The sequence below is a fragment of the Alteromonas sp. 5NS40-0096 genome (genome assembly GCF_057544385.1).
This window is the reverse complement of sequence record NZ_BAAJLQ010000003.1, coordinates 548,198-574,594: the sequence shown is the minus strand read 5'-3', so window position 1 is coordinate 574,594 and position 26,397 is coordinate 548,198. Positions and strand designations below refer to the sequence as shown.

The 26,397-nt window shown below is 45.3% G+C and carries 24 protein-coding genes, 3 tRNA genes and 1 other RNA gene; 10 read left to right on the top strand and 18 right to left on the bottom strand.

Annotated features, from left to right (window positions below; translation table 11 throughout):
• Positions 1-715 (bottom strand): TonB-dependent receptor plug domain-containing protein (locus tag AC27G9_RS12520; protein ID WP_487074667.1); only part of this gene is annotated, 715 nt, incomplete at its 3' end.
• Between the two features lie 741 nt (positions 716-1,456).
• Between AC27G9_RS12520 and AC27G9_RS12515 the strand changes: the two genes are divergently transcribed.
• Positions 1,457-1,738, top strand: a complete 282-nt coding sequence (locus AC27G9_RS12515; protein WP_487074665.1) for a late competence development ComFB family protein — start codon at positions 1,457-1,459, stop codon at positions 1,736-1,738.
• 35 nt (positions 1,739-1,773) lie between these two features.
• Here the strand turns inward: AC27G9_RS12515 and ffs are convergent.
• Both ffs and AC27G9_RS12505 read right to left on the bottom strand, forming a co-directional pair.
• Positions 1,774-1,870, bottom strand: an RNA gene (ffs, locus tag AC27G9_RS12510) — signal recognition particle sRNA small type.
• Between the two features lie 73 nt (positions 1,871-1,943).
• The gene (locus AC27G9_RS12505; protein WP_487074663.1) at positions 1,944-3,002 is read right to left on the bottom strand and encodes a Leu/Phe/Val dehydrogenase; all 1,059 of its coding nucleotides are present in this window, start codon (positions 3,000-3,002) and stop codon (positions 1,944-1,946) included.
• Positions 3,003-3,190: 188 nt separating this feature from the next.
• Between AC27G9_RS12505 and AC27G9_RS12500 the strand changes: the two genes are divergently transcribed.
• Positions 3,191-3,658 (top strand): Lrp/AsnC family transcriptional regulator, encoded by a 468-nt coding sequence (locus AC27G9_RS12500; protein WP_487074661.1) that lies wholly within the window; start codon positions 3,191-3,193, stop codon positions 3,656-3,658.
• A gap of 40 nt (positions 3,659-3,698) precedes the next feature.
• Here AC27G9_RS12500 and maiA read toward each other — a convergent pair whose 3' ends face one another.
• From maiA to pspA, 6 genes are all read right to left on the bottom strand, one after another.
• Positions 3,699-4,352 carry a maleylacetoacetate isomerase gene (gene maiA / locus AC27G9_RS12495; protein WP_487074659.1) on the bottom strand — a complete coding sequence of 218 codons (654 nt, stop codon included), beginning with the start codon at positions 4,350-4,352 and terminating at the stop codon, positions 3,699-3,701.
• 29 nt (positions 4,353-4,381) lie between these two features.
• Positions 4,382-5,932, bottom strand: a complete 1,551-nt coding sequence (locus AC27G9_RS12490) for a sigma-54-dependent transcriptional regulator (protein ID WP_487074657.1) — start codon at positions 5,930-5,932, stop codon at positions 4,382-4,384.
• Between the two features lie 86 nt (positions 5,933-6,018).
• Positions 6,019-6,819 carry a phenylalanine 4-monooxygenase gene (gene phhA / locus AC27G9_RS12485; RefSeq protein ID WP_487074655.1) on the bottom strand — a complete coding sequence of 267 codons (801 nt, stop codon included), beginning with the start codon at positions 6,817-6,819 and terminating at the stop codon, positions 6,019-6,021.
• Between the two features lie 231 nt (positions 6,820-7,050).
• Positions 7,051-7,497: an envelope stress response membrane protein PspC gene (gene pspC / locus AC27G9_RS12480; RefSeq protein WP_487074653.1), complete on the bottom strand. Its 447-nt coding sequence runs from the start codon at positions 7,495-7,497 to the stop codon at positions 7,051-7,053.
• The gene (pspB, locus tag AC27G9_RS12475) at positions 7,494-7,733 is read right to left on the bottom strand and encodes an envelope stress response membrane protein PspB (RefSeq protein ID WP_487074651.1); all 240 of its coding nucleotides are present in this window, start codon (positions 7,731-7,733) and stop codon (positions 7,494-7,496) included. Before pspB ends, pspC begins: the two co-directional genes overlap by 4 nt.
• Positions 7,734-7,801: 68 nt before the next feature.
• Positions 7,802-8,476: a phage shock protein PspA gene (gene pspA / locus AC27G9_RS12470; protein ID WP_487074649.1), complete on the bottom strand. Its 675-nt coding sequence runs from the start codon at positions 8,474-8,476 to the stop codon at positions 7,802-7,804.
• 198 nt (positions 8,477-8,674) lie between these two features.
• Between pspA and pspF the strand changes: the two genes are divergently transcribed.
• Genes pspF through AC27G9_RS12440 form a run of 6 tightly spaced genes read left to right on the top strand, consistent with a single transcriptional unit; the run spans position 8,675 to position 15,120 of the window.
• A complete protein-coding gene (pspF, locus tag AC27G9_RS12465) occupies positions 8,675-9,802 on the top strand; it encodes a phage shock protein operon transcriptional activator (protein ID WP_487074647.1) in 1,128 nt (375 codons plus the stop codon).
• Between the two features lie 34 nt (positions 9,803-9,836).
• Positions 9,837-11,417 (top strand): ABC transporter substrate-binding protein, encoded by a 1,581-nt coding sequence (locus AC27G9_RS12460; RefSeq protein WP_487074691.1) that lies wholly within the window; start codon positions 9,837-9,839, stop codon positions 11,415-11,417.
• Positions 11,414-12,445: an ABC transporter permease subunit gene (locus AC27G9_RS12455; RefSeq protein WP_487074645.1), complete on the top strand. Its 1,032-nt coding sequence runs from the start codon at positions 11,414-11,416 to the stop codon at positions 12,443-12,445. Before AC27G9_RS12460 ends, AC27G9_RS12455 begins: the two co-directional genes overlap by 4 nt.
• Positions 12,432-13,325 carry an ABC transporter permease subunit gene (locus AC27G9_RS12450; RefSeq protein WP_487074643.1) on the top strand — a complete coding sequence of 298 codons (894 nt, stop codon included), beginning with the start codon at positions 12,432-12,434 and terminating at the stop codon, positions 13,323-13,325. The genes AC27G9_RS12455 and AC27G9_RS12450 overlap by 14 nt, the downstream gene beginning before the upstream one ends.
• Positions 13,325-14,320 (top strand): peptide ABC transporter ATP-binding protein, encoded by a 996-nt coding sequence (locus AC27G9_RS12445; protein ID WP_487074641.1) that lies wholly within the window; start codon positions 13,325-13,327, stop codon positions 14,318-14,320. The genes AC27G9_RS12450 and AC27G9_RS12445 overlap by 1 nt, the downstream gene beginning before the upstream one ends.
• An 8-nt stretch (positions 14,321-14,328) precedes the next feature.
• The gene (locus AC27G9_RS12440; protein ID WP_487074689.1) at positions 14,329-15,120 is read left to right on the top strand and encodes an ATP-binding cassette domain-containing protein; all 792 of its coding nucleotides are present in this window, start codon (positions 14,329-14,331) and stop codon (positions 15,118-15,120) included.
• Between the two features lie 33 nt (positions 15,121-15,153).
• Here AC27G9_RS12440 and AC27G9_RS12435 read toward each other — a convergent pair whose 3' ends face one another.
• The 9 genes from AC27G9_RS12435 to AC27G9_RS12395 all read right to left on the bottom strand — a co-directional run bounded on the left by AC27G9_RS12435 (position 15,154) and on the right by AC27G9_RS12395 (position 22,893).
• The gene (locus AC27G9_RS12435; RefSeq protein ID WP_487074639.1) at positions 15,154-16,284 is read right to left on the bottom strand and encodes a sodium ion-translocating decarboxylase subunit beta; all 1,131 of its coding nucleotides are present in this window, start codon (positions 16,282-16,284) and stop codon (positions 15,154-15,156) included.
• A 3-nt stretch (positions 16,285-16,287) separates the two neighbouring features.
• On the bottom strand, positions 16,288-18,084 hold the full coding sequence (gene oadA, locus AC27G9_RS12430; RefSeq protein WP_487074637.1) for a sodium-extruding oxaloacetate decarboxylase subunit alpha: 1,797 nt from the start codon (positions 18,082-18,084) through the stop codon (positions 16,288-16,290).
• Between the two features lie 14 nt (positions 18,085-18,098).
• A complete protein-coding gene (locus tag AC27G9_RS12425) occupies positions 18,099-18,362 on the bottom strand; it encodes an OadG family protein (RefSeq protein ID WP_487074635.1) in 264 nt (87 codons plus the stop codon).
• A gap of 235 nt (positions 18,363-18,597) precedes the next feature.
• Positions 18,598-18,674: transfer RNA gene (locus AC27G9_RS12420), tRNA-Arg, on the bottom strand.
• Positions 18,675-18,692: 18 nt separating this feature from the next.
• Positions 18,693-18,769 (bottom strand) — tRNA-Arg (locus tag AC27G9_RS12415).
• 36 nt (positions 18,770-18,805) lie between these two features.
• A tRNA-Ser gene (locus AC27G9_RS12410) sits at positions 18,806-18,897 on the bottom strand.
• 366 nt (positions 18,898-19,263) lie between these two features.
• Positions 19,264-19,467, bottom strand: coding sequence for a carbon storage regulator CsrA (gene csrA / locus AC27G9_RS12405; protein WP_487074633.1), 204 nt, complete (start codon positions 19,465-19,467; stop codon positions 19,264-19,266).
• A gap of 134 nt (positions 19,468-19,601) precedes the next feature.
• Complete coding sequence (gene alaS / locus AC27G9_RS12400; RefSeq protein WP_487074631.1) at positions 19,602-22,199, bottom strand: alanine--tRNA ligase; 2,598 nt, start codon at positions 22,197-22,199, stop codon at positions 19,602-19,604.
• Between the two features lie 244 nt (positions 22,200-22,443).
• Entirely contained in the window at positions 22,444-22,893 is a 450-nt protein-coding gene (locus tag AC27G9_RS12395) for a regulatory protein RecX (RefSeq protein WP_487074629.1), read from the bottom strand.
• A gap of 67 nt (positions 22,894-22,960) precedes the next feature.
• Between AC27G9_RS12395 and AC27G9_RS12390 the strand changes: the two genes are divergently transcribed.
• Positions 22,961-24,175, top strand: coding sequence for a GNAT family N-acetyltransferase (locus AC27G9_RS12390; protein WP_487074627.1), 1,215 nt, complete (start codon positions 22,961-22,963; stop codon positions 24,173-24,175).
• Entirely contained in the window at positions 24,172-26,244 is a 2,073-nt protein-coding gene (locus tag AC27G9_RS12385; RefSeq protein WP_487074625.1) for a M13 family metallopeptidase, read from the top strand. Before AC27G9_RS12390 ends, AC27G9_RS12385 begins: the two co-directional genes overlap by 4 nt.
• The last annotated feature ends 153 nt before the right edge of the window (positions 26,245-26,397 follow it).

The following is a 26,397-nucleotide window of genomic DNA, read 5'->3' as shown; positions in this document are numbered from 1 at the left end:
AACCGGTGATGTTACCACGACCGTCATCAGTGTTCACACCCATGATCATATTGAACTGAACAGTTTGGTTGTCTGTTACAGTACCAGACGCTGGCGTTTCACCAATCGCTTCTAGTCTTTCTTGCCAGAAACCACTGTCGTTTTTGCTTTGGTTCGCACCGTATTGTAGGTCAAACTCAACGCCTTCGAAGTTTTGTCTTGTGATGAAGTTAACAACACCAGCGATTGCGTCTGAACCGTATACCGCAGATGCACCACCTGTAACGATCTCAGTACGCTCAACAAGTTGAGGAGCGATTAAGTTAAGATCCTGTGCGAAACCAGCAAGAGGGCCACCAGGTGGAAGACGCTTACCGTCAACAAGAACTAGTGTTCTAGTTGCGCCAAGACCACGTAGGTTAGCAGTTGAAGTACCTGTCGCGCCGTTCGCGAATGCAGTTGTTTGGTCAGCGAAGAAAGCTGGAAGAGTATTGATCAAGTCAACTGTATCAGTTGTGCCTCGAATATCGAATAACTCAGCGCTAACAGTAACAACGGGGCTTGAAGAAACAACGTTAGTCGTTGCAATTCGAGAACCGGTAACTTTGATTTTTTCTACAACTTCTTCTTCATCGGAAGCTGCGTCTTGTGCCAACGCTGCACCAGATAGCGTTGTCAAAGCTCCGAAAGCTAAGCCTAAACGAATAGACTTGGCCAATTTAGAACAATTATACATGTATTGTCTCCCTGGACCACTTTGATAAGTGTTTATTATTAATCGCGTGATTTAATCGCTTTGCGATTTTTATTATCAATCGCTCTCAGCGATTATTGTCGATAGGGCTAAACCCTAGAATCATAATAAACTCATAAGCAGACCAGAGGCAACTTCGAATCGACGAATAATTGCGATAAACGGTACTTTTTTCAGTAAAATCTCTCGCCATTGTAAATTTAGTGTTACAAATTGAACAAAAAACAACCAAACAAACGATTATTTTAGATTTTTTATAAAATTCAGTGGAACTAAATGAAAAGAGATCGGTCGCGAGTTTTTAGCGATCTAAAATAGGGATCGATATCAAAAAGAGAGTATTCAATAGACAAGAATGTCATCGCATTTCAGTAACCACTTAACCATAACAAGTCGATTTTCAACAAGGATAAAAACCTACCGAGAAAACTGATGTGGAAATATTTGCTCATTACAGAATAACTATCGCGTTATTCAACTCATTTATGGGTGAAAGAGATTATCAATGCACTGTTTTTCAGTGTAACGTCGTTTTTTCTAAAATAGAAACGGGTGCTATTTTCGATATACGGCTAACCAACATCCTATCGATAGTAAAAATAACCGCTTTTGCCAAATACTGAACTTGTATCCTAGACGACTAGCGTCCAGAATAAATCCTAGCCTCTAGGATCTATGAAGGCATTCAATAAAGGTGAAGTCAAAACAATAAAGGTTGAATAAATGAAACTCGACGACGATATCCACAATTACTACGAACATTTAGTACTTGATAGAATTGCAGAACTGGGGTTGGACAAAAACAAATCAGCCGATTACGTTGCTGACCTCTGTTGCCTTGCACTTAACCAAGTTCCCCCGCGTTATATACGTTATGAAGTTGACATGGCATTTTATTTACCTCAATCCGAACGTCAGCAAATGGAAATGAACGTAGAAAATGCGATTGAGAAAGCAATAAAATTCTTGAATCAAGCCAAAAACCGCAACGACAAAGAATCGTAGATAATAAGAGAAAAGCTGGGAGAATTTGGGTGGCGAGCTCCCAGCCACATCCCGGCACATGAGTCCCCTGCTGCGGCTGCTCCCTTCCGGGCCTGACCGAGTTCACAAAGTATCATTGCGGGAGGACCAAGAGCCCACCATAGAAACTGCTCTAGAGGTATGCCCCTCAAGAGGCTGCGCATTATGACGAGTTACCTCGTAAGATTCAAGTATTGTTTTTAATGCGCTCTTCTGCCATGGTATTTGCAATGATATTGGTCGCAATTTGCTCACTATCACTGCGTTCAAACACTTCTAGAAGGTTGTCAGCAATGCGTTCCAAATGTGCTTTCAATGCTTCATTAGAAGAAGATTCCATGCGTTGATGGAAAATATCAACAATACCACCGGCATTGATGACGTAATCAGGTGCGTACAGAATGCCTTTCTCGAGCAGTGCTGTACCGATGGACTCGTCAGCAAGCTGGTTGTTTGCAGCTCCTGCAATAACTTTGGCCTTAATTTGCTCGATCGATTCTCGATTCAGAGTGGCGCCCAATGCACATGGCGCAATAACGTCGACGTCAAGCGCGTAAATTTCCTCAGGTGACACTGCCGTCGCGCCCAGCTCATTTACTGCAATTTCAACACCCTCTGGAAAAATATCAGTAACAAACAACTCTGCGCCCTCTTTGTGAAGATGACGTGCCAGTCTCAATCCAACGTGCCCCAGCCCTTGGATTGCCACTTTCACCCCGTCAAGGGAGCGGCCTAGCTTGTGCTGTACTGCTGCGCGTAACCCGACAAATACGCCATAAGACGTCGCAGGTGCAGGGTTGCCATCAGGGATTTCGCCCGCGTAGTGGTACCTTGCATTTTTACCAGCAACAAACTGTGTGTGTTCTCCCATTGCTTCGATATCTGAAACGGCAATTCCAGAGTCCTCTGCCGTAATGTACATGCCACCTAATGAGTCAACGAAACGCCCCATCGCCGCCATCTTTTCTGGTGTTTTCTCTTTGCGTGCATCACCAATGATGACAGCCTTGCCACCACCCAATGCCAATTCTGCCATGGCCGCTTTGTAAGTCATGCCTTTCGACAATCTTAAAACATCCGTTAGCGCTTCTTCGCTAGAAGCATAAGTCCACATTCTACAACCACCCAAAGCAGGACCCAATGTCGAGTCATGCACAGCAATAATAGCGGAAAGCCCTGACGCCTCATCATGATGAAAAGCGACGTGCTCGTGTGAAGCGAATTCTGGATGATCAAAAACTGACATAGGTACTCTTCTTGTAATGGGTTTTCGCTTATAATAGCGAAAGTGTCAGAGGACATATCTTGCAATGTTTTTTGTACATCTCGTTTTGATTAAAAACTTTTTAACATATCCCTTTATTGACTAGGATATACATCCTAAAATAGAATTCATTCCATAATAAATATCATAATAAGCTTGGAACCCTAACGATGAAGCTTGATAAATTTGATCGCGAAATTCTGCGAGTACTCCAACAAGACGCCACCGTTTCAATGGCAGACCTAAGCCAAAGGGTAGGTTTGTCTCATACCCCGTGCTGGCGACGAGTCAAAAGAATGGAAGCCGAAGGTATTATTCGTGGGCGAGTTACCCTTCTCGATAGTAAAAAGCTCAACCTAGGCGTGTCCGTATTCATCTATGTAACCCTGAAGAATCACGATGGTGACTCGCTCACGGACTTTGAAAATGCAGTACAGTCAATCGATGAAATTGTCGAATGTCATACAACAAGTGGGGATAAAGATTACTTACTCAAAGTCATTGTCGAGAGCATCGAAGAGTACGAATTTCTATTGAAATCTAAACTGACTCACTTACCTCTCGTCGACCATATCAGTTCGACTTTTGCTTTAAAGCAAGTCAAGAACACGACAGAGCTACCAATCAAAAATCAGTAGCTCTGCAGTACTCACTAAAAGCGCGGTATCCGCGCTTTTTTTATTGCGCGTCAATTTGCTGTTCTGGCGCAGCCTTTTGGAACGCCTCTAGCTGCTGGCAATTTTCCGTAATTTTATTAATTAACGGGTAAGGAGACAGATCGACACCAAAGCGCTTAGCACTATAGATGTGTGGCACTAGACAGACATCGGCTAACGATACATCAAAATCAAAACAATATTTGCCTGCTTGGGTTTGCAGTTTCTCTTCGATTGCGGCAAAGCCTCTTGTTGTCCATTCCGATACCCAGGCTTTTACTTGCGCTTCATCAGCGTTAAAGTTTTGCTTGAGCGCGTTAAGTACACGTAGATTACACAATGGTTGAATATCACTGGCTAGATCAAGCGCCAATGCTTTAACCCTTGCCCGTTCAACGGTATGAGATGGCAATAATGGACAAGGCTCTCGATATCGTTCATCCAAATACTCTATTATGCTAATTGACTGGTTTAAGATGATGTCTTCGTCATCATCTACAAAGGTCGGCACCAAATTAGAGGGGTTGAGTTTGTGGTAGTCCTCCCCGTGTTGCTCGCCCCCATCTTTGACTAAATGCACGGGGACATATTCGTAGTCCAACCCCTTTAAATTAAGCGCAATACGCACTCGATAGGTCGCCGAAGAACGCCAGTAGCCATACAATTTAAGACTCATCACTTCACCTTCTGTCGTTTCGATTTTTATTATAAATTTACACTGGTTTTATTAATGCCGTACTCGCGAAGCTTGTTGGCTATGGCGGTGTGGCTCAGGCCTAACTTTTTAGCCAGTTGACGCGTGCTCGGATAGCTAGGGTAGAGCCTTCGTAGAAGGTCTCTTTCAAATTTTTTCACCTCTTCGTCCAAGGTGCCGTCAAAATTCTCATCTATGAAGGTCGCGGAAGGTGAACACCTAGGCAGTTGTACACTTTCTTTGGTCAATTCGTTGCCATCGAGTAAAGATAGCGCTCGGAACAACGCGTTTTGCAATTGCAGTACGTTACCCGGCCACGGGTATTGATTCAAAAAATCCACACAGGAACGACTCAACTTCGCAGGCCTACGACCAAGCTTATTACAGTGTTGGATAATGAAATGTTCAGCGAGTGGGATAATGTCTTGCTTTCTATCCCTCAACGCCGGAAGAACGAGGCTTAACGTGTTCAAACGGTAATAAAGCGATTTTACGAACTTTCCTTCTTCCACCATCTCGCCAAGATCGACGGCAGTTGTGGAAATGAGTCGCACATCTACCTCATGGCCGACAGACGCCCCAACGCGATAACACTTTTTATGCTCGATAACCGTCAACAACTTGTTTTGAAGTGTTAATGGTAGGGCATCAACGTTTTCAAGAATTACCGTACCGCCTGAAATACTCTCAAATAAACCGGGTTGGCTGGCAATGCTGCCTGCCTCAACCTGTCCAAACAATGCCGCATCGAGCAACTCACAAGGTAAGGCTGCACAATCGAACGTTTCGCACATCCCATCATTTCTTCGACTAGACTGATGAATCGCCGTTGCCAAGCTACTTTTTCCTGTCCCTTCGACCCCGAACAAAAGAATAGGATCGTCTTGATCAGAAGCTTTTTTGGCACTCTCTAGTACCTGTTGCATCGCTGGAGACTGAAAAATAAAGGAGTCAAAACTGTCCTTAGGCGTCTGATGAAACACACTGAGTTGTTGGCCAAGCCTGAACTCAGATTTTAGAATGACGACCGCTCCAGCCAATACCTCGGTTGAATCACCATCAGGTACTGTCACGGGTAGCACGTCTGCAAGATAATCTTGCTGGATAAATTTGACTTTAGAAGACTGAGCTTTTGGTGAATTAGACTCTAGCCAGCGAGAAAAGTTAAACCCTTTTACTACATCTGCAATGTCGCAACCTCTGACATCACTGAGGGCGGTTTCAAGGCCGCTGAGTACGGCCTCATTACACAACAAAACATTGCCTTTGCCGTCAATGGAAAACACAGGATCAGGTAATGTTTTCATGATAGTAGCGAGTTGTTGCTTTTCTCGCTCACCCGGCATGAAAGGGGTCGTTTTTACGTCTTCAATACCGTCGATACGACGGATTTGAGGCATTAAATGCTGAAAGTCGGAAAATTCAATGTTTGGGAAATTCAAAAAGATCTTTCCCACTTTATCGATTTCAATACCGCGTAAGTCGATATTGTGTGTGACCAGAATATCCAACACATCCTGTGTTATGCCTAGCCTATCCTGACAGCTGATCTCTAAGCGCATACCCTTCCTCTATGTAAAGTTATTTTTACAGGATATCACACTTTGGTTACATCTGAATATTTTTTTGGTCGCGCTTTATCGTACCTTCAGCTTGCAATTTTTTCTTTTGGCGGGAACATCGGCTCGAATAATCCAAGCTTTTTGGCCTCTTCTACCAACGCCATAATATCCATCTCTGCCATCGAGAACAGATCATCGAATTGGTCTAAAACGTAGTAAAGTGGCTGCATGATATCGATGCGATATGGGGTGCGTAACACATCCAGAGGACTTAACGCTGAGCGTTTTGCTTCATTGCTTTCAAGTGCGTATAAGGTTTCTCCGGGAGACGACAAAATTCCGCCACCGTAAATGCGCAAACCATCTTCGGTTTTAAGTAGGCCAAATTCAACAGTAAACCAATACAAACGCGCTAGGTAGACCCGATCTTCCTTTGACGCCGCAAGACCGAGCTTGCCATATGTTTGAGTAAAGTGAGCAAAAGCCTCATTGGTTAACAAAGGACAATGACCAAAGACCTCATGGAAGATATCGGGCTCTTGTAAGTAATCGAACTCTTCTCTACTGCGGATAAATGTGGCTACAGGGAATTCTTTGTTCGCCAACAGTGTAAAAAACTTCGTGAAGTTAATTAGCGCTGGTACCTCGGCAGTTCGCCATCCTGTTGTTTTTAACAGCACTTCGTCAATGTCTTTTAATTGAGGAATTCTGTCTTTTGGCATGCCCAAAAGTTCAATACCATCCATATACTGCTGGCATGCTCGCCCAGGTAAAAGCGTTATCTGTCTTTCGTACAATTCTGACCAAATTTGGTTTTCTTCATCAGTCCAGTGGATGATGCCGTTTTCATCAGATTGCTTGGACTGATATTGGGTGCTTTTACTCATGAACAACTTCTCAACTCGAATAACAATGGCTGCAAGTCTAGTGAAAATGAAATGAGAAAAAAGGCTATCTTGTGCGGTGAACTCGCTACAGATGTAACAATAATTTTACACTGTAAACTATTGTAAACACTGAGAAAACACTTATTTTATGCGGCAGAAACTAAAGTAACCATATGAAACACATAAAAAAAGCAGCATGGTTATGCTGCTTTTCTAGGTCGTATACTGTGACTACAGTCGGCTGATTTCTCGATTCAATTGGAACTCTCTTGAGGTGACATATTTCTCCATCGCACGAAGGCGTCGCTCTGCCTCATTAAAGTTACGTTGAATGTGGTGAAACGCTTTTTTTGGAGGCTCGCCCGCTTGCCAAGCTTTCGTTTTCACTTCAACTTTAGTACCGGCGGAGGTTTCTTGGTGGTTTCTCCACCCCTTTCCGCTTTGTTGGCCGAATCCTGATGTTTCAGGCATTGCCAAATCGCTTTGTTTCTTGTCGAGAATAAACCAACACGCAATATAGGTAACGAGTACAAAAGGCCCAGCCAGTAAGAAAAAACCTGTTACTGTGAGAATACGCACTAACCAAATTTCAATTCCGAAGTAGTTAGCTACACCAGCACAGACCCCGGCGATTCTCGCGTTCTCTGTATCTCTGTATAACCCCTTCTTCTGGTTCATGCGCGGTCCCTCCATTCTGGTGCTTCACTGTCCAAAATTGCTTCTAAAGTTTGGATTCTTTCCGACATCTGCTCCGCCTTATCAGCCAAATCTTGCATTGCAGTGTACTCTTCTTGCGTAAGGCCCTGGCTTACTTGGCGTTTACTTCGGTAGTGAAGAATCAACCAAATCGGTGCCACTATAATCATAAAGATAATAATAGGTGCAATTATCAGAGCTAAGATTTCTTCTTCCATGCCGTACCTCCTCGTTAAATATTCCGGCTGCGGCGGGGCGTTGCCCGCCTATGTCACTCGTAAACGACTTACTTCGCTTTTTTGTCTTTTGACTGCATTTGCGCTTTCAGTGCTTCAAGCTCTTCGTCAATTTTGTCGCCAGCTTCAAGCTCAGCAAATTCATCTTGCAGCGTTTTCTTACCTAAATCATAAGCTTCAACTTGTGATTCTAGGTCATCAATTTTACGCTCGTATTGCTCAAAGCGCCCCATTGCATTGTCGACCTTAGAGCTGTCCAAGGTTTTCTTAACATCAAGTCTAGACGATGCTGTCTTCTGGCGCATGATAATCGCTTTTTGACGCGTTTTGGCATCAGCGAGTTTGTCCTGAAGCTGTGCCACTTCATCTTGAAGCTTACCGATCTGTTCTTCAACGATAGCCAGCTCTTTTTTCAATGCTTCTGCCGCTTCTGCACTTTTCTTTTTCTCTTGAAGCGCCGCACGTGCTAAGTCTTCACGTTCCTTACTCAATGCAAGTTCCGCTTTTGCTTGCCAATCTTCGACATCCGCTTCTAATTTACCAACCTGAGCAATAATTTCTTTTTTGCTCGCAATGGTTTTAGCCGATACTGATCTTACTTCAACAAGTGTGTCTTCCATTTCTTGTATAATCAATCGGACCATTTTTTCTGGATCTTCCGCTTTATCCAGAATTGCGTTGATATTAGAGTTTACGATGTCGCTAAAACGCGAGAAGATACCCATAATCAATTCCTCTTACTCTAAATGTTAAATTACATGGTTACAGTCTTGGTATTAATGATTCAATATGCTTGCCAAGTTTACAAAAACTGTAACACCATGAAAAATAAAGATATTTTAAATTTCATTTATCTATCGTAACTGACCTTATTTTCATCTACACTATTAATTGGTCGAAATGACTAATTTTTGAGGGATTTAATGAGCAGGTTTCGCCAACAAGACAATTTGCTGGGTCAAGCAAACAGTTTTTTAGAAGTTTTAGAACAGATTTCACAAATCGCACCACTTAACAAGCCCGTTTTGGTCATTGGTGAGCGAGGTACGGGTAAAGAACTCATTGCCGCCCGCCTTCACTTTTTGAGTAAGCGCTGGGATCAGACGTACCTTAAACTCAATTGTGCGGCACTGAGTGAGAGCTTGTTGGAAAGTGAATTGTTTGGCTATGAAGCCGGCGCTTTCACAGGTGCTAGCAAGCGCCGAGAAGGTAGATTCGAAGTGGCCCACAACGGCACACTGTTTTTAGACGAGCTAGCCAATACATCGGGTTTAATTCAAGAGAAACTCCTGCGCGTAATAGAGTATGGCGAATTTGAGCGTGTTGGTGGAACCAAAACGGTCAAGGTCGACGTAAGGCTTGTTGCTGCAACCAATGAAGACCTACCGGCACTTGCTGATGCTGGTGAGTTTCGAGCGGATTTACTTGATAGGTTGGCCTTTGACGTCATTACTATTCCCCCACTACGAGAGCGGCGGGAAGACATCCTTATGCTAGCAGAGCATTTCGCCATTAACATGGCTCGTGAATTGGAAATGGAATTGTTCAGTGGCTTCACACAAAAAGCCAAAGGTATTCTTCTCGACTACGATTGGCCTGGTAATATCCGAGAACTCAAAAACGTCGTAGAGCGGGCCGTCTATCGATGCAACAACCCCCACATACCGGTGCATGAAATTATTTTAGATCCGTTTGAAAGTGAATTCAGGCCAACAGGTAGGGTGAAAACCAATGATCGCGTCACGTCGTCAAACGAATCGACATCGTCTTCTACCACTTCAACCCCCGTGGCCGACCAGCCAGCACAACCCGTAGCGCCGGCGAATCAATCCATTGTTGAGCCATCGCCGATCATGAACTTTCCGATAGACCTGAAAGAACGTTCGCAACAATATGAAATTGATATGATTCGCGGTGCACTTGAAGACAGCCAATTTAATCAAAAAAAGACAGCAGAAAAGCTCAGTTTGACGTACCATCAGCTCAGGGGCTATTTGAAGAAATACAATCTGCTTGACTCCAGTGAGGAATCAACAGAAGAATCGCGGTAATTACGTGAAAAAAAGACGTTATTTAGCACCATTTTTGCTACTTGTAGGCTTAAATGGTTGCTCTCAGAAAAACCAAGATTTTTTCCAATCGGGCATTATTTACTGTTCCGAGAGCAGCCCCGTCAGCTTTAATCCGCAGTTGGATACGTCAAGCACGACAGCAGATGCAACATCTCACCAACTTTACAACCGGCTTCTGGAGTTTGACCCTGTCTCCGGGCGTATTACCCCTAGCCTAGCGAGCAGTTGGTTGGTATCTGCCGACGGTTTAACCTACGCATTTCAGCTGAGGCGAGACGTTGAGTTTCACACAACCCCTTATTTTACTCCAACGAGAAAGTTCAACGCCGACGACGTCGTGTTTAGTATTAACCGATGGCGTGTTCCCAATCATCCTTATCACGATGTTTCTGGCGGACGTTATCCCTACTTTGATAGCTTGGGCTTGGCGGAAAACATTGCGAAAGTTGAGAGGGTCAATGGTTACCGCGTGGAGATTACCTTGCACGAACGAGATAGTGCCTTCCTAGCCAATCTTGCGAGTGATTTTGCCGTAATTTTGTCTGCTGAATATGCCGACACATTAGTGGAAGCGCAGCTAGCCAAAAATATCGATGACTACCCAATTGGTACAGGCCCATTCAAATTCGTCGACTACCGCAAAGACCAATACGTTCGGTACACGAAAAATGATAATTACTGGATCGACGAGCCAATAAGCGAAACGCTGATATTTGACATTACACCGAAAAGCTCGTTGAGGTTAGCCAAGCTGATGACGGGTGAATGTGACGCGATGGCATTGCCAGCACAAACTGAATTGACAGTAATTCGAGACCATGAGGATCTCAATCTCGAGGATAAACCGGGCTTGAATGTCGGCTATTGGGCATTCAATACGCGTCGACCACCGTTTGACAATCCGGATGTCAGAAGAGCATTAGCCTATGCCATCGACAAAAATAGTTTGCTGGAGGCCGTCTATTTTGATGGTGCGCAGCGAGCGAAGTCACTGTTGCCAGATTCAAGCTGGGCCTATCAAAACGATGCGGATGATACCGCATATAATCCAGTATTGGCGCGTAAGCTTCTCGATGACGCGGGTATCGATGAAGACTTCACAATGACGATTTGGGCCATGCCAGTTGAACGGATTTATAACCCCAATGCGTTAAAGATGGCTGAGCTCATCCAAGGCTATCTGGCGGCCATTGATATTGATGTTGAAATAGTCACCTATGATTGGACGACATTCCGAAAGCGCCTTGAAGATGGCCTTCACGACTCAGTTCTTATGGGTTGGTCTGCAGACAATGGCGATCCCGACAATTTTTATCGCCCTCTTCTCAGTTGTGAGGCGATACCATCAAAAACGAATCGTGCACTGTGGTGTAACGAAGACTTTGATATTTTGCTAGATGAAGCAGTTCAGACCGACGATATCGAGCGCCGAAAAGCCCTGTATGTACAAGTCAATCGCCTGCTGTACGAACGTCTACCATTGGTACCAATTGCCCATGCTTACCAATATCAAGCTTCGAGAAAAAACATTGAAGGCATGGAAATCAACCCATTTGGGGGAGTCAGATTTGCTGGTGTGGAGAAGCTGAAGTGATTACTGCGCTTTTTCGTTACATCACACTGTTCATTTTGACGCTCTTGGTACTTAGCGCACTGTCCTTTTCACTGGCCTATTTGTTTCCGGGTGACCCACTTGTCAATATGTCGGGTATCACGCCACAAAACCCGCTACAAAGAGACGCGCTAATCAGTCAGTACGGGCTAGACAAACCGTATATCGTCCAGTTCGGCTATTTTCTCGAGCGGCTTTGGGAAGGCAATTGGGGATACAGTTTCGTATCAGGTAGACCCTTAAAAGAAGAACTGATTGTCGCGCTACCGGCCACCATTGAGCTTTCCGCCTATGCCCTTTTGGTTTCTCTGGTTTTGGGTATCGGTTTGGGGTGTTTAGCGGGACTTCGAGCTTATTCAACAACGGATTTAACGCTCAATTCGTTAAGTATCTTCAGCTACTCCTTTCCGGTTTATTGGTTGGCACTGCTGTTCATACTCGTGTTCAGTTTACAGCTCGGAATTGTGCCGCTGTCTGGAAGGATCAGCTTGATGTTTGATATTCCATCGCAAACTGGGTTTATCCTGATTGATATTTTAATGGCCGATAACATCGATAGAAAGTTAGCATTTAGTGATGCCCTGCAACACCTCATGTTGCCGACCTTATCGATAGCGATTATCACGACAGCCTCTATCATACGATTAATGCGACGTTCTGTGATTGACGTATTAAACAAACCCTACATTGCGGCAGCGAGATCTCGAGGGTTGTCACGTTGGAAAATATTTTCGCAACACATTTTGAGAAATAGTCTACTCCCAATATTGCCACTTATGGCTATTCAAGTTACGACCCTCATCACAAATGCCATGATAGTTGAAACCTTGTTTTCATGGCCTGGTGTCGGTAATTGGCTGCTACAAGCTATTTATCAAAGAGACTATTGCGCTCTGCAAATAGGCATGCTGGCGGTATCCTTTGTCGTGATCACACTGACAATTGCTATCGACTTTTTTAACCGGTTAATCGACCCAAGTAGGGATAAATTCGATCGTGGCACAGTTTAGTTTTTACGACGACGAGTTTCAGCCATCACCATGGCAGCGTACGTGGCTTGAATTTAAATCTAGCCACGCCGCTATCATTGGTTTAGCCATGCTGACGTTTTTCTTGTTCTTTGCGGTTTTTGCGCCATTAATCGCGCCTTACGATCCTCTCGAACAGAACGTTGATGCATTGCTTGTACCACCCAGCTGGTACTTCAACGGTACCATCTCTCATTTATTTGGCACGGATTCACTCGGTAGAGATTTATTTAGCCGTATTATCTATGGCTGCCAAATCACCTTTGGCACTTCTATCATTGTGGTACTGGTAGCAATGATCATCGGCGTAAGCATTGGCGTAATCGCAGGTATGTTAAGTGGTGTTCGGTCAAGTGTCGTCAACCATTTACTCGATGCTTTGATGGCGATACCCACATTGTTAATTGCGATTATAATCGTTGCAATATTAGGCACCGGCCTCGTTAACAGTATGTGGGCCATTACGCTGGCATTGATCCCCCAGTTTGTTCACAACACTCGCTCTTTTGTGCGCAACGAAATGGAAAAAGATTACATACAATCCTCTCGGTTAGATGGCGCAAATCACTGGCAACTATTCACCTACTCGATTTTGCCAAATATGATTGAGCTGCTAGTCGTTCAAGGTACGCTGGCGCTATCGATTGCAGTGATTGACGTCAGTGCACTCGGCTTCCTTAACTTAGGTGCACAATCCCCACAACCTGAACTCGGCGCGATCCTCGCAAGTAGCTTGGATGTAGCCTATATCGCACCATGGCAAGTCGCCTTGCCCGGTTTGACTATATTTCTCATGGTTTTGGCAATTAACATTGTGGGTGATGGTTTGCGTTCGGCATTGCGAAAAAGGTTGGTGAGATAATGCCAGTACTCGACATCAAGAACCTGACTCTAGAAATGAACACGGGTACGGGTAAAGTCAAAGCCCTAGAGAAAATTAACCTCACCGTTAACTCAGGCGAAATACGTGCATTGGTGGGTGAATCAGGCTCGGGGAAAAGTCTGATTGTTGCAGCAATATCTGGCGCGATGCCAGTGCAATGGTCTCTAACCGCAGATCGCCTAACTTGGGATGGGAAAAATCTGCTGTCTATGTCGGCGGAAGAAAGACGCGAAATTATGCGAAAAGATATCGCCGTGGTGTTCCAGCACCCATCTTCCGCGCTGGACCCATCAGCTACCCTCGGCGAGCAGCTTGAAGAAAGCGTACCGATAGAATTTGTCGAAGGTAAGTGGTTTTGGGAACGTGCACAGTCACGGCACAAACAAGCTGTTGGCGTTATGCACAAAGTGGGTATAAAACAACACAAGAAATACATGAAGGCTTACCCTCATGAAATTTCCAATGACATTGCACAAAAATTCATGATCGCAATGGCGCTCATTTCCCAGCCCAAATTATTAATTGCTGACGACCCCACACGTGGCATGGAAACCACCACCAAAACCCAGATTCTAAAGTTATTCACACGTTTAAACCAAACCCGGGATTTAGGTATCTTGTTCATTAGCCACGACCTGCTGGCGATAGCCAATATGGCAACCACCATGACGGTACTATACTGTGGTCAAACCGTTGAATCGGGCAGGATGTCTAAAATCAGAAAGCGCCCATTACACCCTTATACTAAAGCGCTTTTGGACAGTGCCCCCAGTTTCAGAAATGATCTGCCGCCAAAATCGTGTTTACCTACACTAGAGGGCAGTATTCCAACATTACAGCACTTACCCATTGGTTGTCGGCTTGGTCCGCGTTGCCCCAGAGCGCAGCGCGATTGCGTAAGTATACCTGCGGTCAGACGCATACACGACCATACTTACAGCTGTCACTTTCCTCTCCATATGGAGAAAAACTGATGGAAGTAATGCGTATTGAAGAGCTGAGTTTCGAGAAGTGTAAATCGTCCAATTGGTTCAAGAAAGACGTAGTGTTTCAATTGGGCCCAATCGACCTTTCAGTGAATCGTGGTGAGACCATTGCGATTATTGGTGAGAACAGCTCGGGTAAATCACTGCTTGCCAAACTGTTAGTCGGTGCTGTACCACCAACCACTGGAACCATCTGGTTGCATGAGAGAAAAGACGGCCGAGACGCAAAAATCAGTGGCCCAGAGTGTAGGGCTGGCGACATCCGGATGATGTTTCAACAAACCAGTGAAGCGATGAACCCAGGCATCCCTGTAGGCCGAATTCTCGACGAGCCACTAAAACTCAATACCAACATCCCACAGACTGAGCGTATCGCTATTATTGAAGAAACACTGATAAAAGTGGGCTTACTGCGAGAGCACTATCATTTTTATCGCCACATGCTGTCAGATGGCCAACAACAACGCATCGCAATGGCGAGGGCTTTGTTACTCAACCCCAAAGTCATTGTAGCTGATGAACCTTTCGCAGCGCTTGATCCATCCATTCGCTCGCAAACCGTTAATTTGTTTTTGAAGCTACAGCAGGAAATGGGCCTCGCTTTTATCTTTATTTCTCACAACCTCGGCATTGTTAGACACATTGCTGATAAGGTCATTGTGATGAATGAGGGGCAAATTGTAGAATCTGGTGATACTGAAACGATCTTTCGCTGGCCAAAGCACATGGTGACAAAAAAGCTCATTATGTCTTATCAGTCTTTAGCCGCTATCAAACACCAGCGCTGAGCCTTCCATAGCTCAGCGCCTCGCATTAGCCCATTAGCCTACAAGGGCAAGTAAAATTCCCGCTGCAACAGCAGAACCTAATACCCCAGCGACATTTGGACCCATCGCGTGCATCAGTAAAAAATTGTGGGGATTTGACTCAAGGCCAACTTTGTTTACCACTCGCGCTGCCATAGGGACAGCTGACACGCCAGCCGCGCCAATGAGGGGGTTTATCCCACCACCACTTAGACGATTCATCAACTTTGCCATTAGTACCCCTGTAGCGGTGCCAATGGCGAAAGCGACAGCACCTAGTGCCAAAATCCCCAAGGTTTCAACTGTCAAAAACTTATCAGCAGAGAGCTTTGAACCTACCGCCAAGCCAAGAAAGATAGTCACGATATTGATCAGCTCATTCTGTGCCGTTTTACTTAAGCGTTCAACGACACCACATTCTTTCATCAGGTTTCCGAAACAGAACATTCCCACTAAAGGCGTGGCTGAAGGAAGGAAAAGAATCGTCGCAAGCAACACTGCCAACGGAAAAATAATTTTTTCACGCTGAGACACAGGACGAAGTTGAGCCATTTCAATCTTACGCTCTTCTTCACTGGTTAACGCCTTCATAATCGGCGGCTGAATAATAGGTACAAGTGCCATGTAAGAGTACGCTGCAACGGCAATAGCGCCAAGCAAATCAGGGGCAAGCCTGCTCGCCAAAAATATTGCTGTCGGCCCATCAGCGCCACCTATGATTGCGATAGCAGAGGCATCTTTCAGTGTGAATTCGAATCCGGGAACAAAGTTCAATGCGATAGCACCAAACAAGGTCGCAAAGATCCCAAATTGCGCCGCTGCGCCGAGCAATAGCATTTTGGGATTGGCAATAAGTGCCCCGAAGTCAGTCATCGCCCCTACTCCCATAAAAATCAACAAGGGGAAAACGCCCGTATCGATGCCAACGGTATATATGTAGTAGAGCAAACCACCAGCTTCGCTGAAACCCGCTAACGGTATATTGGTCAGCAGTGCACCAAAACCTATAGGGAATAGCAACAAAGGCTCAAACTTCTTGACAATGGCCAAATAGAGTAACAACAAGCCTACAGCCATCATAACGACTTGGCCTAGCTCGAAATGAGCCAAAGCCGTGCTTTCCCATAATACTCTCAATTTATCCATGGTTTAATTGAGCTCCAATAGTGCTTGCCCGCTTGTCACTGATTCTCCCTCAGAGACAAGCAGCTTAGCGACCACACCTGTGTGAGTCGTCCTAATTTCGGTTTCCATCTTCATGGCCTCTAAAATCAGTACAACATCACCTTCATTTACTTTGTCTCCGGGCTTAACAAGCAGTTTAAATACATTGCCAGCTAGGGGAGCATTCACACTTTTCCCGGCTGAGCTTGCCACAACTGACTGAGGGGCTTCTGCTGCAGGCCCCTGCGACGAGCTCACAGGCGTTATGTCACCCAGCTGCCCTGCTTCACCAACTTCTACGCGGTAAAGCTGACCATCGACGCGTACATCGTAGGTCGCAGGCCCATCAACATTGCCTTGTGATGGCTGAGCAGACTGTACTGGTGTCGCTTCAGGATTTGGTGCGGGTTCGAATGCCTCTGAATTCCCTCTATTTTGCAAGAACTTCAAACCAACTTGTGGGAATAGCGCGTACGTTAACACGTCATCTATCGTGTCATTCGCCAATTGAATATTGGTTTCTTGTGCTAGTTGTTCGAGTTCACCAGTTAGATTGTCTAATTCCGGCGCTAAATTGTCAGCAGGACGACAGGTAATCGCCCGTTTACCCTCTAGTACTCTCGCTTGCAATTCACTATTCACAGGCGCGGCTGTAGCACCGTACTCTCCTTTTAAGACGCCAGCAGTCTCCTTGGTTATACTTTTATAACGTTCACCTGTAAGTACATTGAGAACCGACTGTGTGCCGACAATCTGCGAAGTCGGCGTGACCAAAGGAATAAAGCCAAGATCTTCTCTAACGCGAGGAATCTCCTCTAATACTTGGTCAAACTTATCAAGGGCACCTTGTTCTCTGAGTTGGTTCTCCATATTGGTCAACATACCTCCTGGCACCTGAGCGAGGAGAATCCTTGCATCAACGCCTTTCAAGCTGCCTTCGAACTGTGCATACTTCTTGCGCACATCTCTAAAGTAACTCGCGATCTTTTCGAGATGAGGCAACGACAAACCAGTATCCCTCGGTGTGCCTTCGAGAATAGACGCAATTGTCTCAGTCGCAGTATGCCCGTATGTCATACTCATTGACGACACCGCCGTATCGAGAATATCGATCCCGGCATCAATGGCTTTCTGATAAGTTGCTGTACTCAACCCTGTTGTTGCATGACACTGCATGGCAATTGGTACACCAACGGCGTTTTTGAGTTTGGTTATTAACTCCTCGCATTCATATGGCTTTAGCAGGCCCGCCATATCTTTAATACATATTGAATGTACGCCTTGATCTTCCAGTTGCTTACCCATATCAACCCACAGGTCGATAGAGTGAACTGGACTAACGGTATAGGAAATCGTGCCTTGGGCATGTGCGCCGCAATCAATGGTTGCGCGAATAGCCGTTTGCAAATTGCGCATGTCATTCATGGCATCAAAGATGCGAAACACATCGACGCCATTTTCGTGAGCTCGCTCGACAAACCGCGTAACCACGTCATCAGCATAATGGCGATACCCCAGCAGATTTTGCCCGCGTAGCAACATTTGCTGTTTGGTTTTGGGCATGGCTTTCTTCAGCTCTCGTATACGCTCCCAAGGGTCTTCACCTAAATAACGAATACAAGCATCAAATGTTGCTCCGCCCCAAGACTCAACAGACCAATAACCAGCTTCATCCAGTGCCGCGGCGATAGGCAGCATGTCTTCTAATCTCAAACGGGTCGCCAGTAGCGATTGATGAGCGTCACGTAAAACGAGTTCGGTTATCGCAAGTGGGTTTGGCATAGTGTCTCCTGATTTTATTTGTTCTGTTGTCGATGCATCGCAATTGCCGCGGTAATCGCTGCAACGATACGATTATCGTTATGCGCACTGACTGTTTGAGGTGATGTTCCACGGGACATGGTTTCTTGAGGTGTGCTCTCTGGAAATTTGGCACAAACAAAAGCAATGAGTTTTACTCCGCCAATCAACAGGGTCAGGAATGCAAACACGACGACCATGCCCACTAGCATTAACGTTGCAGCTTCCATCAATTGAGCTGAGATTGATTCTGATACCATGAGTATCTCGATATGTTGAAAAATGAATCGAATAAGTAACATGCAGGAAAGCAAAAGACAACCGTAAAAAGGTCGCACTCTTGCATAATTAGTCTTATTTTCGAGGAAAAAACGAGAATATGTGATTAATTATGCACTTTTTGGACATACTGAATCAGCATTTCGGCACAAATAGATGTTTGAGGCGGTGAATTTTAGATACAAAAAAGCCCGCTTAAAGCGGGCTTTTGCAATGTGGCGCGTGTGGAAGGATTCGAACCTCCGACCGCCTGGTTCGTAGCCAGGTACTCTATCCAGCTGAGCTACACACGCGTAATGTGAGGTTTAGATTGGCGCGTGCGGAAGGATTCGAACCTCCGACCGCCTGGTTCGTAGCCAGGTACTCTATCCAGCTGAGCTACGCACGCGCATTTCTAAACTTCAATGCTTCTAAGAAGCAATAATGGCGGAGAGAGAGGGATTCGAACCCTCGATACCTGTATATAGGTATGGTTCCTTAGCAGGGAACTGGTTTCAGCCACTCACCCACCTCTCCGAAACTGTTTTAAATGTTAAGTCTTTATTCGAGGCTTATCAACTTACTTATTCGTAAGTGGGTGCAATTTAATGCTACAGCTACAATCCTTATATCCCTTACTCGGGAGCGATTCCAGCCGCCTCTCCTTAACGTGGAGCGCAGTTTACTGATTCATGAGGCGAAGTCAAACACTTTTTCAAACAAAAACGTTCGCATGCTTGGATTTTAAACAGATTGATGAATAATTGTTTTTTTTGAACAAGTATCAATCAACACACGCCACTTTTACCTGTCCGTTCAGAGGCACTCTCTAACAATAGTTTCATGGTATAAAAACAAAAAAGGCCGACATAAGCCGACCTTTTTGACATCGATTACTCGATGCTAGGCATCATCTTTTGGTGCACCTACAGATTGGCCACTTTTTTCGGCCTGTATGCGCATATAAATTTCTTCACGATGTACAGATACTTCTTTAGGTGCATTCACACCAATACGTACCTGATTGCCCTTTACGCCCAGTACAGTAACGGTTACATCATCACCTACCATAAGCGTTTCACCAACACGACGAGTCAAAATAAGCATTCTATTGCTCCTGTTCCTTAATCTTGAACATAATCCCTAATACTACACTCAACAACGGCACGACCCGTTTTGAGCAACAGCTTTCCATGTTTCTGTGTCACCGCAAAAACTCGCTGTCTTTAACTTATTGACGATTATAGCTTATCTGTCAACCAAGAAGCGACAGACTCCAGTGCTGACGACAAGTTTTCGGGTTTGTCACCACCCGCTTGCGCCATGTCCGGTCTACCACCACCTTTACCGCCAACCTGCGCGGCAACGTGGTTTACGAGTTCTCCAGCTTTCACTTTTGAAGTCAGATTCTTCGTCACACCGACAATAAGATTAACTTTACCTTGATTTGCAACGCCGAGAACCACAATACCCTCGCCAATGCGATTTTTGAGGTCATCCATCATGCCGCGTAGCGCTTTGGCTTCAACGCCCTCTAGTTCAGACACAAGGACTTTCACACCCTTAATATCTTGGCTTTGACTGAGGATGTCTGCGCCTTGAGCACTAACCAACTTTTGTTTCGCTGTATCGAGCGCTTTTTCAAGCTCTTTGGCTTGAGATTGCAAATTTGAAACCCGTTCAACCAACCCACTCGCATCGGTTTTGAGTAATCCTCCAACTTGCTGAAGCAATTGTTGTTGTGACTGGACCAAGTCCAGCGCCCCAACGCCAGTTACCGCCTCAATTCTACGTACGCCAGACGCGATTCCACTCTCGGCACTAATCTTAAATAAACCGATATCACCTGTTCTTTGTACGTGCGTGCCACCGCATAGTTCAACGGAGAATGGTCCCATGGTAACAACACGCACTTTTTCATCGTATTTTTCACCAAATAACGCCATAGCACCTGAGGCTTTTGCCTCGTCTAACTCCATTAACTGAGTAGACAGACCGTGATTTGCGCGAATTTCTTCGTTTACTCGTTGCTCGATTTGAATTAATTGTTCTGCTGAAACGGCCTCGAAATGGGAGAAATCGAAACGCAGACGCTGTGCATCGACCAGTGATCCTTTTTGCGTAACGTGTTCGCCTAAAATCTCACGCAGCGCGGCGTGTAGTAAGTGAGTCGCGCTGTGATTTTTCTTTATCGCTTCACGATTCTGCGTGTCAATTTTCGCGGTAATTGTCTGGCCTTTGTTGACGGTTCCCTTTGCAACACCTTTGTGAACAAACGCATTACCCATTTTTTGCGTATCTTCGACGACAAAAGTAGCGTCACCGATTAGCAACTCACCTGAATCACCTACTTGGCCACCAGACTCCGCATAGAAAGGCGTCTGATTCAATACAACTAGGCCCTGCTGGCCATCGGTTAATGAATCGACCAGTTGATTGTCGTAAACCAACTCTAATACCTGGCTTTCGTCTTCTGTCGATTCATAGCCTGTAAATTCAGTAGTTTGCTCTAGTTTCAGCAACTCATTGTAGTCAGAGCCGAACTGGCTTGCTTGTTGAGCGCGCTCACGCTGAGCTTGCATTGCCGCTTCGAAACCTTCTTCATCGATTTTAAGTTCGTGCTCTCGAGCAACGTCATTCGTTAAATCGGTTGGGAAGCCGTAAGTGTCGTAAAGTTTAAAAACAACTTCGCCAGGAATCGTATCAGATTTAAGATTAGCTAAAGTATCGTTCAACATTGCCATGCCTCTAGACAGGGTCTTACTGAACTGCTCTTCCTCGACTTTTAGCACTTTTTCCAATACTGGCTTTTGATCGACGAGTTCAGGGTATGCTTGCCCCATTTCGGTCGCCAATGCATCGACTAACTTATAGAAGAAAATGTTATCTGCGCCGAGTTTGTAACCATGACGCACTGCACGGCGAATGATACGACGCAGCACATAGCCACGACCTTCGTTGCTTGGCATCACACCGTCACAGATCAAGAAGCTACATGAGCGAATATGATCCGCAATCACGCGAAGTGACTTATTCTCTAAATCACTTGTGCCGACGACCTTAGCGGCCGCTTTGATCAAATTGTCAAAGATATCGATTTCGTAGTTACTGTGTACATCTTGCAATATTGCAGAAATTCGCTCCAAGCCCATACCTGTGTCTATGGAGGGCTTAGGTAACGGTTCCATGCTACCATCCGCTTGACGGTTAAACTGCATGAATACCAAGTTCCAAATTTCGATGAAACGGTCACCGTCTTCTTCAGGCGAACCCGGAGGCCCCCCCCAAATGTGCTCACCGTGATCGTAAAAGATTTCTGAACAAGGCCCACATGGACCAGTATCACCCATCGACCAGAAGTTGTCTGAGGTCGAGATTTTAATAATTTTTTCTTTGGGTAAACCAATTTCGTTTTCCCAAATGGAAAAGGCCTCATCGTCTTCTGAATATACAGTAACGAGGAGTTTGTCGACGGGCAAACCAAGCTCTTCAGTCAAAAATGACCAAGCGAATTTGATGGCGTCCGTTTTGAAATAGTCGCCAAAACTAAAATTCCCCAACATTTCGAAGAAAGTATGGTGGCGAGCTGTATAACCAACGTTTTCTAGGTCATTGTGTTTACCACCTGCTCTCACGCAACGCTGTGAAGATACGGCTCGCGTGTAAGACCGTGTTTCGGCGCCGAGGAATACATCTTTGAACTGGTTCATTCCGGCATTTGTAAACAACAGCGTAGGGTCATCAGAAGGTACGAGAGACGAACTCGCAACTGACTGGTGCCCGTTTTGACTGAAGAAGTCGATAAATTTTTGACGTATGTCAGCAGTTGATAATGTCATTGCTATTTTTTAGTCCTGTAAAACATGCCCGTGGGATTCATTGCCCGAACATTTAACGCTAAATTAGCGCGTATTAGCATGGATAATTTATAACCTAGAAGGGCGCAACAATACCACGGAAGCCCTTTGATTGTTAGGGCTTGTTTGTGATTGTTGCGCTTTTTCATACTACCTGGTTCACAATTTCATTTTTCATTGGACTCGCCGACAGAAAAACGAAATTGATTGGTTAGGTTTAGACACGTTAGTGAGGGTTTAGCGCATATTGAATCTCTTCATGACCAAATCCTCGATACTGTAAAAAGCGAATTTGCTTCGCCTTGTCCTTTGCTTCAGACGCTACGTGAGCGCCAAACCGCTTAGTTTTTGCGAGAAGCGCTAACTCGAACCAATCTGGGCTATTCTCTTCAAAGGCAAGCTGAATAGCCGATTCGTTTACTTTCATAGCAACCAGTTCTTGCCGTATTCTTCGCGCACCTTGCCCCTTCGCAATACAAGAGCGAACCCGCATTTCTGCATAGCGCGCGTCACTCTGAATGTCAGCGTCAGTGAACTCTTGTAAAATGGACAAAAAAGCCGCCGATTCCAAGCCTTTTTCAGACAATTTACGTATGATCTCAGTTCTCGCATGTTCTCGTCGTGCCAACATGCGAGTAATCGCGTCTGTAATGATCTTTCGATTGTTATCTGACATGGTTTCCTGTTGATATCAGCTCGCTGTGGCAATAGGGTAGAAGTAAGGGCGTATTACACGAATTTCAATGACGATCATATGTAAGGCACACAACAGTGTGTCAGATTTTAACACTGACGAATGGACGAGCCTGACTGGTGACGCAGGTCCATTTTTGCGTTTAGCATTTCTCCAAGCGCTAGAAGACACGGCATGTGTTGGCAATGATTCGGGCTGGATCCCGCGATACTACGGTGCATATGATGGCCAACGCCTAGTGGCTGTTGTGCCCGGTTATACTAAGCTCGATAGTTACGGTGAATATGTCTTTGATTTCTCGTGGGCCAATGCCTACCACCATCACGGTCTAAATTATTACCCCAAGTGGGTCAATGCGATTCCCTACACACCAGTGACAGGGCCGCGTTTACTGTGTAATGCATCGCATAGCGATAAAGCTTCCATTATTAATGCGTTGATTGAATTCATTAAAGCCGATCAAGAAGGCATAGCCTCATCGTTGCACTGGCTGTTTACTGACCACGAATCGTCGAACCATTTAGCGCCACATTTTCCTGCAGAGCGGCGTAACGTTCAATTTCAATGGTTCAACCGGTCATTTACGTGTTTCGATAGCTACTTAGCAGTATTGACGTCGAGAAAACGAAAAGACGTGAGAAAGTCAAGAGCCCGGATTCAAGCGCAAAATATCACGTGTCAACGTTATACTGGTGAAGCTATCTCGCAAACTATGATTGACTTTTTTTACCAGTGCTATCGTCAAACCTATTTGAAGCGCAGCGGCCACGAGGGCTACTTAAGTCTCGAGTTTTTTCAAAATCTCGCGCTGAATATGGCCGACAATATGTTAATTGTCATTGCTGAGCGAGATGGCAACCCCATCGCAAGTGCGCTACTCTTTTTTGATGAAACTGGGCTATTTGGGCGTTATTGGGGAGCCTTGACGTCCATTGACGGTTTACACTTCGAAGTATGCTATTACCAAGGTATAGATTTCGCAATTGAGCAAAACCTGCCAATATTTAACCCAGGAACTCAAGGCGAACACAAAATTCTACGCGGCTTTGAACCCATATACTGCTACTCACGTCACCATTTGTATCACGAAGGTTTCCATGATGCAGTGACGCGTTTCTTAGCAGAGGAAAAACCGGCAATTACGCATTACTATCAACAAGCATTCGATGCATTGCCATTTAACCAAGAATATTTAGATGTAATAACGACAGGTAACGAAGACTTTTTATCTTCATCACATTCACACAGAGACAGGAAAACATGAAAAAAACGATGATAGCCACTCTAGTGGCAGCTTCCGTGGGGCTCGCGGCATGTAGCCAACCACAACAAGTTGAAGAGACACCTCAAGAAACCGCACAAGCTCCCAAAGGTAAAGCGGAATTAGGTAGTTTTGGCGTTGAGCTCAGCGCCCGCAATGAAGCAGTTAAGCCAGGCGATGACTTTTTTATGTATGCCAGTGGTACATGGTATGACAACTATGAGCTCCCTGCCGATAAGACCCGTTACGGTGCCTTTACCAAACTTGCAGAACGCAGTGAAGAGCAAGTCAAAGAAATTATCGACAGCATTATGGCAAAGTCCGACCTCAATGCTGAAGAGAAATTGGTCCATGACTTTTACAAAGCCTACATGGATACTGAAACCATTAACGCGAAAGGCTTACAGCCAATCCAAGATACGTTAGACACTATCCAAAACATTCAAAACACCACTGATTTAACTAAAGTCTTTGGGAATGCGTGGTTAACAGGTACGTCTTCGCCTATCGGCGGCGGTTTGTGGTACAACCGACTTGACCCTAATCAGTATCAGCTAAGTGTTGGTGTTGGTGGTTTAGGGTTGCCAGATCGCGATTATTACCTTACCGATTCAGAACGTTTTGACGGTATCCGTCAAGCTTATGTTGCGCATATTGAGCAAATGCTTGGATTTGCAGGTGTTGAAAATGCTGCAGAAGAAGCGGCTAAGATAATGGCATTGGAGACGGCTATTGCAGAAGTACAATGGCCTCGCGAAAAGCGCAGAAACCGCGACCTGACTCTCAATCAGCTTGAACGCGCTGAATTAACGGATGCCTACGGTGGCTTTGACTGGGATGCTTTCTTTGCTCCAAGTGGACTGGCGATTCCTCATTTAAATGTGACTCAACCTCAGCCGGTTAAAGACGTTATTCAAATCATTAACGATACGCCGCTAGACGATTGGAAGTCATATTTGACTTACCACACAATCAGCAACAACGCTGGCTTATTATCAGAAGACATATACAACGCTAATTTTGATTTCTTCGGCAAAACATTAAGTGGACAACAAGAACCTCGTCCTCGTTGGAAGCGCGCCGTGAGCCAAATGTCTGGTACTGAAAGTCTTGGTTTTGCTATCGGTAAAGTCTATGTTGACCGTTACTTCCCCGAAAGTTCAAAAACACAGATGGCTGAGCTCGTCGAAAATTTGCGAAAAGCACTTGGCGAACGCATTGAAGGCCTAGACTGGATGGGAGAGCAAACGAAGGTCAATGCGCAGGCAAAACTTCAAGCTTTCAACCCGAAAATTGGTTACCCAGATGTTTGGCAAAGTTTTGAAGGTTTATCTATCAGTGATAGTGATCTGGTAGGTAATGTTCGTAACTTACGTCAGTTTTTCCAAGCAAAAGACGTTGAGAATGAACTTAAGCCGACTGACCGTAATCGCTGGGGTATGACCCCGCAACGCGTCAATGCATATTACAACTCCTCGTTTAACGAAATTGTATTCCCTGCGGCTATCTTACAGCCTCCATTCTTCGATCCCAATGCTGACCCAGCAGTGAACTATGGCGCCATTGGCGCGGTCATTGGCCATGAAATGGGTCACGGCTTTGATGACCAAGGGTCTAAATCTGACGCCAATGGTATTCAACAAAATTGGTGGACAGATGAAGACCGTGCCGCTTTCGAACAAAAAGCGGATACGCTAGCGGCGCAATACAGCGAGTATGAACCAATTGAAGGTAACTTCGTCAATGGCCGTAACAGCTTGGGTGAAAACATCGGTGATGTCGGCGGCCTAGCGATGGCGTATCACGCTTACCAACTGAGCCTTAATGGTAAAGAGGCACCTATCATTGATGGCCTAACAGGCGACCAGCGCTTCTTCCTTGCATGGGCCCAAGTATGGAGAGAAAAACGCACTGAGCAAAGTATGTTGAACCAGTTGCGTGGCGGCACTCACGCCCCAGGTCGCTACAGAGCCTTGGCTCCGAGAAACCATGATGCTTGGTACGAAGCGTTTAACGTTCAACCTGGCGATGCACTTTACTTAGCGCCTGAAGACCGTGTACGCATCTGGTAATCCAGTTGCTGTATTCTGATACTAAAAGCCACTTTCATTAAGTGGCTTTTTTATTTCCCAAAATCCACTCGACCAATACGTATTTAGTACACGAATATTAAAGCATCTTATTCGTTTTACCCATGCAAAAACAAAAAAGGCAGCCCTTTGGGC